9 protein-coding genes are annotated in these 12970 nt (G+C 76.4%); 3 read left to right on the top strand and 6 right to left on the bottom strand.

Annotated elements, in window-relative coordinates:
- Positions 1 to 175: 175 nt before the first annotated feature.
- The 6 genes from IPL61_21795 to IPL61_21770 form a co-directional block, all read right to left on the bottom strand.
- On the bottom strand, positions 176 to 529 hold the full coding sequence (locus IPL61_21795; protein ID MBK9033867.1) for a hypothetical protein: 354 nt from the start codon (positions 527 to 529) through the stop codon (positions 176 to 178).
- Positions 526 to 786 (bottom strand): nitrate/nitrite transporter NrtS, encoded by a 261-nt coding sequence (gene nrtS / locus IPL61_21790; GenBank protein ID MBK9033866.1) that lies wholly within the window; start codon positions 784 to 786, stop codon positions 526 to 528. Before nrtS ends, IPL61_21795 begins: the two co-directional genes overlap by 4 nt.
- Before the next feature lie 207 nt (positions 787 to 993).
- Positions 994 to 1911, bottom strand: coding sequence for a sigma 54-interacting transcriptional regulator (locus tag IPL61_21785; protein MBK9033865.1), 918 nt, complete (start codon positions 1909 to 1911; stop codon positions 994 to 996).
- 109 nt (positions 1912 to 2020) lie between these two features.
- Positions 2021 to 2644, bottom strand: a complete 624-nt coding sequence (locus tag IPL61_21780) for a XylR N-terminal domain-containing protein (protein MBK9033864.1) — start codon at positions 2642 to 2644, stop codon at positions 2021 to 2023.
- 79 nt (positions 2645 to 2723) lie between these two features.
- Positions 2724 to 4115 carry a serine/threonine protein kinase gene (locus tag IPL61_21775; protein ID MBK9033863.1) on the bottom strand — a complete coding sequence of 464 codons (1392 nt, stop codon included), beginning with the start codon at positions 4113 to 4115 and terminating at the stop codon, positions 2724 to 2726.
- 80 nt (positions 4116 to 4195) lie between these two features.
- Positions 4196 to 5554, bottom strand: a complete 1359-nt coding sequence (locus tag IPL61_21770; protein ID MBK9033862.1) for a sigma 54-interacting transcriptional regulator — start codon at positions 5552 to 5554, stop codon at positions 4196 to 4198.
- A 151-nt stretch (positions 5555 to 5705) separates the two neighbouring features.
- Between IPL61_21770 and IPL61_21765 the strand changes: the two genes are divergently transcribed.
- Genes IPL61_21765 through IPL61_21755 form a run of 3 tightly spaced genes read left to right on the top strand, consistent with a single transcriptional unit; the run spans position 5706 to position 12917 of the window.
- The gene (locus IPL61_21765) at positions 5706 to 7526 is read left to right on the top strand and encodes a hypothetical protein (protein ID MBK9033861.1); all 1821 of its coding nucleotides are present in this window, start codon (positions 5706 to 5708) and stop codon (positions 7524 to 7526) included.
- 19 nt (positions 7527 to 7545) lie between these two features.
- A complete protein-coding gene (locus IPL61_21760; GenBank protein ID MBK9033860.1) occupies positions 7546 to 11253 on the top strand; it encodes a protein kinase in 3708 nt (1235 codons plus the stop codon).
- The gene (locus IPL61_21755; protein ID MBK9033859.1) at positions 11250 to 12917 is read left to right on the top strand and encodes a serine/threonine protein kinase; all 1668 of its coding nucleotides are present in this window, start codon (positions 11250 to 11252) and stop codon (positions 12915 to 12917) included. Before IPL61_21760 ends, IPL61_21755 begins: the two co-directional genes overlap by 4 nt.
- The last annotated feature ends 53 nt before the right edge of the window (positions 12918 to 12970 follow it).

Here is a 12970-nt window from a genome sequence, read left to right as displayed (position 1 = left end):
CGGCCGCCGTCGCCGTGCGCGGCCGCCTCGACGCGCCAACCTGGAACGCGGCACGCCAGGATGGAGGAACGTCGACGCGCCACCCCCGCGCCCGCGCGCACAAACGCGAACCGCCGCTCGCGGGGCGCGCGAGCGGCGGTCGAGACGCGCGGGTGCGCGCGACGATCGAGTGGGATCACATCATGCCGGCCATGACCGTGCCGCCCTTGGTCTTGCAGTCGTCCTCGGACGGCACGTCGACGAAGCCCTGCCCCTTGCAGCCGTTCTGACCGGCGCACGCGTTCGCGGCGGTCTTGCACCCGCCCTGGCCCTTGCACGCGTTGACGCCGCTGCAGTGGACCTTGGCGGTCTGCTCGGCCGGCGGCGTGGTGGCGGCGGGCATGGCCTTGCCGGGGTCGGCCTTGGTGGCCTCGGGCTTGGCCGCGGCCGGCGCCGTGTTGCCCTTGTCATCGGCCTTCTTGCAGGCGGCGGCGAACAGCGAGCCCGCGGCCATGGCGATCAACATTCCGTGCTTGAGCGAGGGGGTCATCGGTGAGTGCTCCTTGAGTCCTGAACCTGTGAACGACGACGCGCATCGCCGTGTGCGAGCGACGTCGAGACGAACGAGACGGTGAACGGCACCGCGTACGACAGCGCGACCTTCCAGTAGAACCCCGGGCAGATCGGCTCCTGCGCGAGGTGATCGCCGTGGTTGATGAGCACGAGCACCGAGCCGACCAGCGCGGCCAGCACGGTCGCACGCACGACGGTCCGCGCCAGCGGCGTCGGCGTGGCGATCATCACCACGCGCCCCCGCGCCAGCGATCGACCGCGACCGACAGCAGTGCGCGGACGATCGCGGCGACGGGGAACGGGGGCCGGGCGAACATGCGGACCGGTTCAGCACGATCGGTGCCACCGCCGAACCGGCCTGCGACGGCGCGCCACGGCCCTCAGGGTGCGATGTTGGAGTCCCGGCGTTCCAGGTTGGAGTGTGGCGACGGGTGCGGGCGCTCAGCTCGACGCGCCGTCGGCGCCCCAGAGCTTGAGCTTGCGCCACAGCGTGTTGGTGCCGATGCCGAGCGCGCGCGCGGTCGCGACCCGGCTGCCGCGGTTGCGCTCGAGCACCAGCAGCGTGTAGCGCCGCTCGATCTCGGCCAGCGGCAGATCGGCGTCGAGCAGCCGCGCGACCGGCGCCTCGGCCACGGCCCGCAGCTCGGCCGGCAGGTGCTCGACCGCGAGCTTGCCGTCGGCGCCGGCCAGGACCACGGCGTGCTCGATCGCGTGCTCGAGCTCGCGCACGTTGCCGGGCCAGGCGTGGCGCGTCAGCAGCGCCGCGACCTCGGGCGACAACAGCCGCGGCGGCAGCTTGTAGGCCGCGCTGGTGCGCTCGCAGAAGTGGCGCGCCAGCGGCAAGATCTCCTCGGTGCGCTCGCGCAGCGGCGGCACCGCGACCGAGACCACCTTGAGCCGGTAGTACAGGTCCTGGCGGAAGGTCCCGGCCGCGACCATCTCGGCCAGGTTGCGGTGGGTCGCGGCGACGATGCGCGCGTCGATCGCGATCGACGCGGTCGCGCCGACCGGGCGGACCTCGCGCTCCTGCAGGACCCGCAAGAGCTTGACCTGCGTCGCCGCGGTCATCTCGCCGATCTCGTCGAGGAACACCGTGCCGCCGCGGGCCGCGGCGAACAGCCCGGGCTTGTCGACGGTGGCGCCGGTGAACGCGCCCTTGACGTGGCCGAACAGCTCGCTCTCGAGCAGCGGCTCGGGCAGCGCGCCGCAGTTGATCGCCACGAACGCGCGCCCGGCCCGGGGCGAGCGCGCGTGCACCAGCCGCGCGATGCGCTCCTTGCCGGTGCCGCTCTCGCCGCTGATCAGCACGGTCGCGTCGACCTGGGCCACGCGCGTCACCAGGTCGATCACGGCGGTCATCGCGCGCCCGCGCACGACCAGGCCGTCGTCGGCCGGCGGCTCGCCGCGCAGCGCCCGCAGCTCGTCGTCGCGCTGCGCCAGCGCCGCGACCGTGCGCTGCAGCTCGGCCTCACGCTCGGTCAGCTCGTGCGCCAGGTCGCGGGCCTGGTACTCGCGGGCGATCTCGGCGCCGGCGTCGCCCCAGGCCCGGCGGGTCTTGCCGACGACGACGCAGTGCGGGGTGGCCCTGGGCCCGGCACTGCTGCTCGACGACGAAGACCTCCTCGCCCATCACCGCGGTCGAGAAGCCCGACGCGTAGCCGGCCAGGGTCCAGCACGCCGGCAGGTCGGCGGTCGCGCCGATGCGCGCGTGCTGGTCGGCCTCGTACGAGCCGTGCCAGTCGACCTCGAGCACGAAGTGGCCGGCCGCGCGGTCGAGCTCGAGCGTCTTGACCTGGGGCCGGGCCTTGCCCTGGTGGGCCTGGAGCGCCGGGCAGGTCAGCCACCACTCGGCGTCGCTCGGCCACTCGGCCAGGGTCTTGGTCGACAGCGCGTCGCGGTAGCCGTTGGCGAAGCCGAACCGGCGCAGGATGCCGCGCGCGACCTCGGCCCCGAGGTTCTCGATCAGCTCGCGCCGCAGGTTGCCGAACGCGTCGGCGTCCCACAGCAGCATCCGCCGATCGCGCAGGGTGATCCGGCCCTCCGCCGGGACGAAGTCCAGGAGCTCAACCAGGGCGAGATCGGCGGCGCGCATGTGATGTACCTACGCGGGGTTCGGCCGCGAGGTTACGCCCGATCGTTCCGTTGTGGAAGCGAGCGTCCAGGATGGAGGGTCAGCGGACCTGCCAGACACGCGAGTCGCTGACCGCGGCGCTGAGCACCGGCAGACCGTCGAGGGCCGCCCGGGTCGCGACGAGGCCGCGCACGCTGGGATCGGGCGTCCAGTAGGCGACGTCGGTGAGCTCGCCGGCCCGGACCGCGGTCCCGGCGCACAGCGCGACGCCGGCGTGGACCACGACCACGAACCCGACCCGCGCATCGCGCGCCGGCCGGACCTCGAGCTCGGCCGCGAGCACCCGCGCGACGTCGATCGCGGCGGCGCGCGCGGTCGCGTCGTCGCCGTCGATCGCGTGGCCCGCGAGCAGCAAGTTGCCGCTGTGCAAGGCCATCGCGAAGCCGGCGCTGGCGAGGTGGCGCTCGGCCAGGGGCAGCAGGCCCTCGAGGTCGGCGAGCAGCGCGTCGTCGGGATCGGCCATGGCGTCGTCGTCGGCGCGGACCTCGACCAGGATCGCCACCGCCGGACGCGGCTCGAGCTCGTCGGCGCTGGCGCTGGGCGTCGCGACGGCGTCCCGCAGCGCGGCGGCGAACGCGTCGGCGCCGGGGTAGCGCTGCGCCGGATCGATCGCCATCGCGCGCGCGAGCACGTCGTCGAGCTCGGTCGGCACCGGCGCGAACGCCGAGGCCCGCGGCCGGCGCGCGTGGGCGTGCAGGTACTGGACGATCGTCGCCGACTCGTCCTCGAACGGCAGCCGGCCGGTCAGCAGGTGGAACGTCATCACGCCGAGGCCGTAGACGTCGGTGCGCGCGTCGACCGCGCCGCCGGCGATCTGCTCGGGCGCCATCGTCACCGGCGTGCCGACCAGCTGGCGCGAGGTCGTGAGCTCCGCGGCCTCGGGCGCGGCCAGCTTGGCGATGCCGAAATCGATCAGCACGACGCGCTCGACGCCGTCGGGCCCCTGGGCCAAGAACACGTTGCCGACCTTGACGTCGCGGTGGACGACCGCCTGGGCGTGGGCCGCGGTCAGCGCCGCGCAGATCGGCGCGACGATCGCGAGCGTGCGCTCGATCGACAGCCGCCCGTGCTGCGCCAGCACGCGCCCGAGATCGGTGCCGGTCAGGAACTCCATCACGAGGTACGGCCGGCCGTCGGCGACGGTGCCCCACGACACCAGCTCGACGACGTGCGGGTGCCGGACCCGGACCGTCACCTCGGCCTCGCGCAGGAACCGGGCGACCGCGCTGGGCGCGCCGCACAGCTCGCCGTGCAGCACCTTGACCGCGACCACGCGGCCGCTGTCGACCTCGGTCGCGCGGTAGACCTGCCCGAACCCGCCCTGCGCGATCATCGCCTCGAGGCGGAACCCGTCGAGGCGCGTGCCCGACGGCAGCACCGCCGCGTCGCCGAGCGCCGCCAGGGGCAAGCCGGTGGAGTCGGCGCCGTGCACGCCTCAGGGTACCACGCGCGCCGACGCCGCCGACCGCGTTTCCGGTGCAGGCCCGGGCCTGCACCGACGGGCGCGGCCGCTCAATCGTCGCTGGCCGAGACGCCGTGGCGCCGCAGCAGCTCGCGCAGGTGGTTGCGATCCATGCGGGCCGCGCGGGCCGCGCGCGACAGGTTGCCGTCGTGGCGGCGCACCAGCTCGCGCACGTAGCCGCGCTCCCAGGCGCCGACCGCCCGCTCCTTGGCGACGCGGAACGACGCGGCCTCGTCGAACTCGAACGCGCGCTCGACCTCGGCCGACGCCGGCACCTCGATCGTCGTCGAGATCTCGGCCCAGATCAGCGGATCGTCGAGCAGCACCGCCCGCTCGACCGCGCTGCGCAGCTCGCGCACGTTGCCGGGCCAGTCCCGCCGCAGCCAGTCGGTCAAGAGCTCGGCCGGCGGCGCCGCGTGGGGATCGTTGGCGAACTGGGTCCAGAAGTGCGCCGCCAGGACCCCGACGTCGTCGCGGCGCTCGCGCAGCGGCGGTACGCGCAGGCGCACGGTGTTGAGCCGGTACAGCAGATCGGTGCGGAAGCGCCCGCGGTTGACCTCCTGGCGCAGGTCGCGGTTGGTCGCGGCGATGACGCGCACGTCGAGCTTGACCGTGTCGTTGCCGCCGACCCGCCGGACCACGCGGTCCTCGAGCGCGCGCAAGAGCTTGGGCTGCATCTCGAGCGGCAGCTCGCCGATCTCGTCGAGGAAGACCGTGCCGCCCTCGGCGGCCTCGAACACGCCGCGGCGGGCCGCGGCCGCGCCGGTGAACGCGCCCTTCTCGTGACCGAACAGCTCGCTCTCGATCAACGTCGGCGGGATCGCGCCGCAGTCGACGACGACGAACGGGCGCGTGCGGCGGTTCGAGGCGTCGTGGATGACCTCGGCCAGGAGCGACTTGCCGGTGCCGGTCTCGCCCTCGAGCAGGAGCGACGTGTCGCCGCCGGCCAGGCGCGGCAGGATCGCGAAGATCCGGCGCATCGCGCTCGAGCGTCCGAGCGCGCGGCCCCAGCGCTCCTCGACCGCGAGCGGCTCGCGCACGCGATCGTCGCCGACGTCGAACCGCAGCCGGGTCTGGCCGATCTCGACGATCGCGCCGGGCCGCACCAGCGCCCGCTCGACGCCGATGCCCGCGACCGTGGTGCCGTTGGTCGAGCCCAGATCCGCGAGCTGGTAGCCGCGCGCGACGACCGCGACCGCGCAGTGGTGGCGCGACACCGCCGGGTCGGTGAGCTGGAGGTCGCTGCCGTCGCTGGTGCCGATCGAGATCTCGCCGCCCTCGGCGACGAAGGTCTTGCCCTGGTCGACGCCGCTGATGACCTCGACCTTGATGCGTCGGTAGGATATCTCCCGACCTGCGCGGTCGAGCAGCATGGTCCCGTCGCCAGGCTGCGTGAACGAGGCTGTCATCTCGGGATACTATACCTCTGTCGTCGGGGGGCCTGCGGGGTCCGGCCCTCAGGTGATGCCGCCAGCCTGCAGGCTCGCGCCTGCACCGTCCTCGATGCGCCCTCCATTGCGCCCTCGGCTCCCGGTACGCTCCATGCAGAGTCCTGTCCCGATGCGCTCCTCGCGATCCGTCGTCGTCGTCGGTGTCGCCGCCCTGGTGGCGGCCGTCGCGTGCACGGGCGACGACGGCGGCCGAGCGATCGAGCGCGGCGGCTGGGACCGCAACTCCGGCAGCTACAGCGGCAACCTCGGTTCGTTTTCGACCATCACCGGCCTGCGGGGCTCGCCGCCCTGGGGCCCGACCGGCCCGGGCACGCTCAACAACGCGACGATCTACGGCATCCAGTACGACGGCGCCGTGCCGCCGCTGTGCGCGACCGCGACCGCCGGCGTCACCAGCGTCAACTTCCTCAGCTCGAGCGGCACCGCCGCGGCGGCGATCGGCCCCGACGTCGAGGTCGCCCGCACCGGCGGCCAGCGGGCGCGGCTGGCGATGGGCGAGGAGATCCAGTTCCCCGGCCACGTCTACGACGGCTACCTCGGCGTCGCCGACGTCGTGTTCCGGCTGCGCCGGGTCGACACGATGGTGTTCCGGCAGGCGCTCTGGTACGCGTGGCCGATCTTCGAGCTGTCGTCGTGCGACAACGCCGGCCCGGTCGGCGTGTTCGCGCACCACGGCTTCGTGACCTGGGCGCCGATGGTGCGGCTGCCCGAGCTGCCGGGGGACCCGTTCGAGGTCCGGACCGACATGGTCCAGGCGATCACGACGGTGCCGCGCGACGAGTACCGCGACAACCCCAACGTCCCGCAGAGCGTCGCGCTCCAGACCGGCGCGCTGTGGTTCAAGTTCGCGTTCTACGCGTCGCTGCCGGTGGCGCTGCACGGCGAGCCGGCGCTCGACTTCGTGAGCGCGAGCGGGGCGGCGATCACCAACGCGCAGTTCCTGTGGCGCGGCGCGCTGGCGCTGGGCAACGCGTCGTGGGTGCAGCACCCGGCGGCCGTCGATCCCGACCAGCACTCGTTCCTGTCGTTCTTCACCCGCGACGGCACGCCGGTGGCGATGTTCGCGCTGGCGCGCGGCCTGGGCGCGGCGTCGTCGGTGCGCCTGCCGCCGAGCTGGGGCGGCGCGGTGATCGCGCCGCTCGAGCTCACCGCGCCCGAGCGCGCCAACCCTGGCAGCCTCGACAGCGTCCAGGCGCAGGTCGCGCCGCTGCCGCCGGGCGATCGCATGGCCGCGGCCAGCACGCACCTGGGCTCGGGACCGTCGCCGTACCGGGCCGGGCTCTACGCCGGCAACTCGCTCAACAACAACCGCTACCACAACTACTCGAGCTGGAAGGCCAACGGCGCGGCGATGGCGATCACCGGCCTCGGCGTCGGGCGGATCGCGTCGCAGCTCGCGCTCGAGTCGGCGCTGGGCCAGACGACCGACGTCGACTGGCTGGTGGCGTGCGAGTCGCCGCTCGCCAACGGCATGCTGCCGTTCGAGATGCCCGGTAACTGGTTGCCGCCGCCGCCCGACGCGCCGGTCGTGCCGCCGCCGACCGACGCCGGCGTCGACGGCCCGGTGCTCGACGCCGGCATCGACGGCGGGCCTGACGCGCCGCTGCCGCCCGACGCCGGCGCCGACGCCACCCCGCCCGACGCGCCGCTGCCGTCCGACGCCGGCGCCGACGCCACCCCGCCCGACGCGCCGCTGCCGTCCGACGCCGGCGCCGACGCCATCCCGCCCGACGCGCCGACGCCGCCCGACGCCGGCATCGACGCCACACCGCCCGACGCGCCGACGCCGCCCGACGCCGGCATCGACGCCGCCCCGCCCGACGCGCCGACGCCGCCCGACGCCGGTGCCGACGCCATGCTCGATGACGCCGCCGGCGAGGGCGCGCCGGGTGACGCGAGCTGCGCGTCGCTGTGCGCGGACGCCGCCTGATCGCAGGTAGCATGGCCGCGTGAGGTGCCCGCGCTGCTTCCGCAAGCTGGCCCGGGACATGGCGTGCCCGGCCGACGGCGCGCAGCCGACCCGCGAGGAGCACGAGGACGACGCCCCGCCAGCGCCGCCGGTGGTGCCCGGCTGGCGCGTCGCCGAGCTGATCGCCAGCGGCGGCCAGGCGGCGGTGTGGCGGGGCCGCCGCGACGACGGCGCGGAGGCCGCGATCAAGGTCGCGCACGCCGGCGGCCCCGAGGTCGTGGCCAGCTTCGCGCGCGAGGCCGCGGCGATGCGGACGATCGGCCCGCCGGCGGTGCCGACGGTGTTCGCCGACGGCGCCCTGCCCGATGGGCGCCCGTACCTGGCGATGGAGCTGGTCGCCGGCACGACCCTGGGCGCCCACCTGGCGCGCGCCGCGGGGCCGCTCGCGATCGACGAGGCCCTGGCGTGGCTGCGCGGCGTCGCGGGCGCGCTCACCCTCGCGCACGCCGCCGGCGTCGTCCATGGCGATCTCAAGCCCGACAACATCGTCCGGGCCGCCGACGGCGCGGTCCGCCTGCTCGATCTCGGCATGGCCCGACGCCTCGTCGACGACGGCGCGCCCGCGACCGCCGGGGGCACGACGCTGTACATGGCGCCCGAGCAGGTCCGCGGCGAGCCGCTGTCGGCGGCGACCGATCTGTACGGGCTGGGCGCGGTCGGGTTCGAGGCGGTGACCACGCGGCCGCCGTTCGTCGGCGATCGCACCGCGGTCGAGCTCGGGCACCTGAGCTTCCGCGCGCCGCGCGCGTCGACGGTGCGGCCGGTGCCGCCCCAGCTCGACGAGCTGCTGGCCGCGTGCCTGGCCAAGGCGCCGGCCCAGCGCCCCGCGTCGGCGGCGGCGGTGGTGACGGCGCTGGCCGCGATCGACGGCGCCGAGCTCGTCACCGGCGTCGCGCCGGTCGCGGTCGCCAACCGCTCGAGCGTGGCGCTGGTCGCGGTCGAGCGCGCGCCGACCGCCCACAACCTCGACGCGCTGGTGCGCGCGCGCGGCGGTCAGGTCGCACGTCAGACCCCGGGCCGCGCGATCCTGGCGTTCGTGCCGGACGACTGCCCGGCGCCGGTGGCGGCGGCGTTGGCGACCGCGGCCACCCTGGCCGAGCTGGGCGCGCGCACCGCGGTGCACGTGACCCAGCTCGTGGTCCGCCGCGGCAAGGACGGGCGCGCGATGCTGTTCGGCCCGCCGCTCGACCAGCCCGGTGCGTGGCTGCCGACCTCGACCGCGAGCGGCGTGCTGCTGACCGCCGCGGCGGCGCGGGAGCTCGACGGCGGCCAGGTCGAGACGATCGACGGCGGCCAGCGCCTGCGCCCGCGGCCCGAGGTCGACGCCGCGCCCGCGCCCGCGACGACCGGGCCGATGCTCGGGGCCGACGCGCGGGTGGCGTCGGCGCTCGCCAGCGCGGCCGCGGCGTTGACCGACGGGCCGCCGGCGACCTGGCTCGCGCTCGGCGCGGCCGGCGCCGGCAAGAGCCGGCTGGTCGACGAGCTCGCGGCGCGCGTGGCGGCCGCCCACCCCGAGGCCGCGGTGGTCCGGCTGGCCGGCGCGCGCACGTTCGGCGCGGGCGCCGCGGCCGCGGTGCGCGCGCTGCGGGCCCAGCTCGACGCGATCGCGCCCGGGCCCGACCCCAGCGCGGCGCTGCCGCTGACCGCCGAGGTCCGGGCGGCGATCGACGCGGCCCTGACCGTGGGCCCGCTGGCGATCGTCGTCGACGACGCCCACTGGATCGACGACGCGCTGATGACCGCGCTCGGCGTCGCGGCCCGCACCGCGACCGGACCGCTGTGGCTGGCGGCGACCGCGACCGAGGCGCTGGCCGCGGCGCGGCCGACCTGGCTCGACGGCGCCCGGGTCAGCGTCGAGCGCCTGGCGCCGCTCGACGACGCCGACGCGCGGGTGCTGCTGCGGCGCGCGCTCGCGCCCGCGCGGCGCGTGCCCGAGGCCCTGGTGGCGCGGCTGGCGGCGCGGTGCGGCGGCAGCCCCGGCGTGCTGACCGCGCTCGCGCGCGAGCTGCGGCGGGCCGGCGTGATCCGGCGCCATCCCGGCAGCGAGGTGTGGTTCGTCGCCGCCGACGAGCTCGACTTCCTGCCGCCGGCGCCGGGCGTGCAGTGGTTCGTGACCCGCCAGCTCGCCGGCCTCGGCCCCGGGCTGGCCGAGCTGGCGCGCGCGATCGCGCTGCTCGGCGCCGAGTTCGAGCACGACGTGGTCGAGGCCGTCACCCAGGTGCCTGCGGCCGGGGTCCGCATCGATCCCGGCGTCGGGCTCGACCAGCTCGCGCGCGCCGGCGTCGTGGTGGCGCACGGCGCGAGCTGGCGGTTCCACAGCGAGGCCGAGCAGGACGCGATCGCCGACACCGCGCCGGCGCCGGTCGCGCGCGCGGTCCACGCCGCGGCGCTGGCCCACGTACGCGCGCGCGGCGACGACGCGGCGACCTGGGCCCGCATGGCGTTCCACGCGGCCCGCGCCGGCGACGCCGCGACCGCGGTGCGCGCGGCCGAGCGGCTCGCCGCCGACGCCCAGGCCCGGCACGCGCCGCTCGAGGCCGAGCGCTGGCTGACGCTCGCGCTCGATCAGCTGGGCGACGATCCACCACCGGCCGCGCGCCTGCGCCTGCTGGGCGCGCGCGGCCACACCCGCCGGCTGCTGACCCACTACGAGGCGGCCCAGACCGATCTGCGCGCGGCGCGCGAGCTGGCGCTGGCGCTCGGCGACCCGGCCGCGGCGATCGATCTCCAGGTCGCCGACGGCGCGGTGTGCGACTTCACCGAGCGCCTGGGCGAGTCGGCGCGCCTGATCGAGGACGCCGCCGCCGCCGCGCCGGCGGGGCTGCCGGCCGCGGTCCGGGCCCGGCTCGACAACTGGCTGGGCGTGGTCCGGGCCCGGCAGGAGCGCCTCGACGACGCCCGCGCGCTGCTCACGGCGGCGATCGACGCCGCCGACCGGCTCGGCGATCACGCGACCGCGATCGGCTCGCGGCTGATGCTCGGCGGCGTGCTGCGCCGGCTCGGCCAGCTCGACGAGGGCCTGGCCGTGCTCGACCGCGCGATCGCGCAGTGCGACCTGGCCGGCGATCACTTCCACCTGGCGATCGGGTTGTTCAACCGGGTCAACGTCTGGCGCCAGCTCGACCGCCCGGCCGCGGCCACCGCCGACGCCGAGCGCGCGATCGCGATCGCGAACCGGATGGGGCTCGATCAGGTCGAGCTGTGGGGCTGGTACGATCTATCGCTGTTGCGCTTCTGGGCCGGCGACCTGGCCGGCGCGCTCGCCGCCAGCGAGGCCGCCCACCGGATCGGCAGCGAGCGCTTCCGCGAGGCGCCGCCGGTGGTGGCGTCGGTGTGGTACGCGCTCCTGCTCGCCACCGCCGGCGAGCTGCCCGCGGCCCGGCGCGAGCTCGACAGCCTGCGCGTCGACGATCTCGGCGACAACCCGTTCCTGACGCTGACCCGCGATCTCGCGCTCCTGGTGTGCGCCGACGAGCTCGAGGTCGGCTGGGACGCGGTGATCGAGCAGGCGCGGCGCGACACCGCCGATCCCGAGGACGCGGTGTTCGTGTGGTGGACCCGGGCCCGCACCGCGCGCCGCCTGGGCGCCGCGGCCGCGGCCCGCGCCTACGCCGAGGCCGCCGCCGCCGCCGCCGCCGCGCTGGGCCGGGCGTGCCCGCCGGTGGCGTGGCCGGGCGAGGAGCCGTGAGCCACATCTGTCCGGAATGCGGACGGTCGTGGCCGAGCGGCGGGCACTGCGGCGACGACGGCGCGGTCCTGGCGACCAGCAAGGACACGTTGCTCGGCCTGACGATCGGCCGCTGGCGCCTGGCCCGCGTCCTCGGCGAGGGCGGCATGGGGCGGGTCTACCTCGCGGTCCAGCCGGCGATCGGCAGCCGGGTCGCGATCAAGGTGCTGTCGGAGGCGTGCGCGCGCGACCGCGAGCTGGTCGACCGGTTCTTCGCCGAGGCCCGCGCGGTCAACCTGGTGCGCCACGAGCACATCGTCGGCGTGCTCGACCTGGCCTGGCTCGACGACGGCCGCCCGTACATCGTCATGGAGTTCGTCGACGGCGAGACCCTGGGCGCGCTGGTGCGGCGCCGGCCGCTGCCGGTGGCGGCGGTGGCGGCGCTGATGGCCGAGGTGCTGTCGGCGCTGGCGGCCGCGCACGCGATCGGCATCGTCCACCGCGATCTCAAGCCCGACAACGTGCTGGTCACCGCGGCCGGCCACGCCAAGGTGCTCGACTTCGGCATCGCCAAGCTGGCGCCGCAGCTCCAGCGCGGCGACTCGCCCCGCACCGCGACCGGCGCGCTCTTGGGCACGCCCGACTACATGGCGCCCGAGCAGGTCGCCGGCGGCGCCATCGACGGGCGCACCGATCTGTACGCGCTGGGCGCGCTGATCTACGAGTGCGTGACCGGCCAGCGCCCGTTCGCGGGCGCCAACCTGTTCGAGCTGCTGCGCGCGCAGGTCGAGGTCATGCCGCCGCCGCCGGATCGCCTGCGCCCCGACCTGCCGCCGGCGGTGACCGCGGTGATCATGCGGGCCCTGGCCAAGCGCCCCGACGATCGGTTCCCGTCGGCCGCGGCCATGGCCGCCGCGCTCGCCGCCGCCACCGCCGGGCTGCCGGGCGGCGCGTGGCCGCCGCCGCGGGAGCCGGCCGCGCCCGCCGCGCCGTCGTCGTCGTCCTTGGCCCACGGCCACACCTACCCCATGGCGCCGCCGACCGCGGCCCGTCGCCGCCGCGCCCGGATCGTCGGCGCGAGCGCCGTCGTCGTCGCCGCGGTGATCGCGCTCGCGGTCAGCCAGCGCGGCGCCGGGGGCCGCGCGCCGACCTCGGCGGCGGCGCCGGCCGGGGTCACGCTGGTGGCGAGCGCCGCGCCGAGCACGACCGCGGCGCCCGACTTCGACCCGGCGCGCTTCGACGCGATCGCGTACCTGCCGCGGGCCCACGCGCGCGCGGTCCAGCTCGCGCCCGACGCGCTGCTGGTCGGCTTCGACGTCGACGGGGTCGCGGCGAGCGGCCTGGCCGATCTCACGCTGGCGCCCGACTTCGACGCCACCTACCAGTTCCGGTCGCCGTCGCGCTCGGCCCGCCCGCACGTGCCCGCGGGCGTGCCGGTCGAGCTCCCGTGCATGGTCTACGTCGACGTCACGCCCGCCGGCGTCGAGGCCTACGTCGTCACCCGCGAGGTCTGCGACGAGCCGCTGCGGCCGCAGCCGCGGTGCCCGCTCGCCGCGGTCTGGGCCCAGGCGCTGGCCGATCGGGTCCCGGCCGACGCCGTCGCGCAGATCGACTACCTGCCCGACGGCTGGTTCGTGCAGGTCGGCGACGACGTCAGCGAGAGCGTGCGCGACGACTGCCCGTGACGCCGCCGGTCGGACGAGCCGCGCCGCGCGCGTGCGCGATCGGCCGCCGCCGC

This window comes from Myxococcales bacterium (assembly GCA_016717005.1).
Lineage (GTDB): Bacteria > Myxococcota_A > Polyangia > Haliangiales > Haliangiaceae > UBA2376.
This window is presented reverse-complemented; position numbering and strand designations above follow the sequence as displayed.

Bases quoted from the DNA above. Each gene is read 5' to 3' on its own strand.
- IPL61_21765 (MBK9033861.1), top strand. From the start codon at position 5,706: ATGCGCTCCTCGCGATCCGTCGTCGTCGTCGGTGTCGCCGCCCTGGTG.
- IPL61_21795 (MBK9033867.1), bottom strand. From the start codon at position 529: ATGACCCCCTCGCTCAAGCACGGAATGTTGATCGCCATGGCCGCGGGC.
- IPL61_21780 (MBK9033864.1), bottom strand. From the start codon at position 2,644: ATGCGCGCCGCCGATCTCGCCCTGGTTGAGCTCCTGGACTTCGTCCCG.
- IPL61_21770 (MBK9033862.1), bottom strand. From the start codon at position 5,554: ATGACAGCCTCGTTCACGCAGCCTGGCGACGGGACCATGCTGCTCGAC.
- IPL61_21785 (MBK9033865.1), bottom strand. From the start codon at position 1,911: ATGACCGCCGTGATCGACCTGGTGACGCGCGTGGCCCAGGTCGACGCG.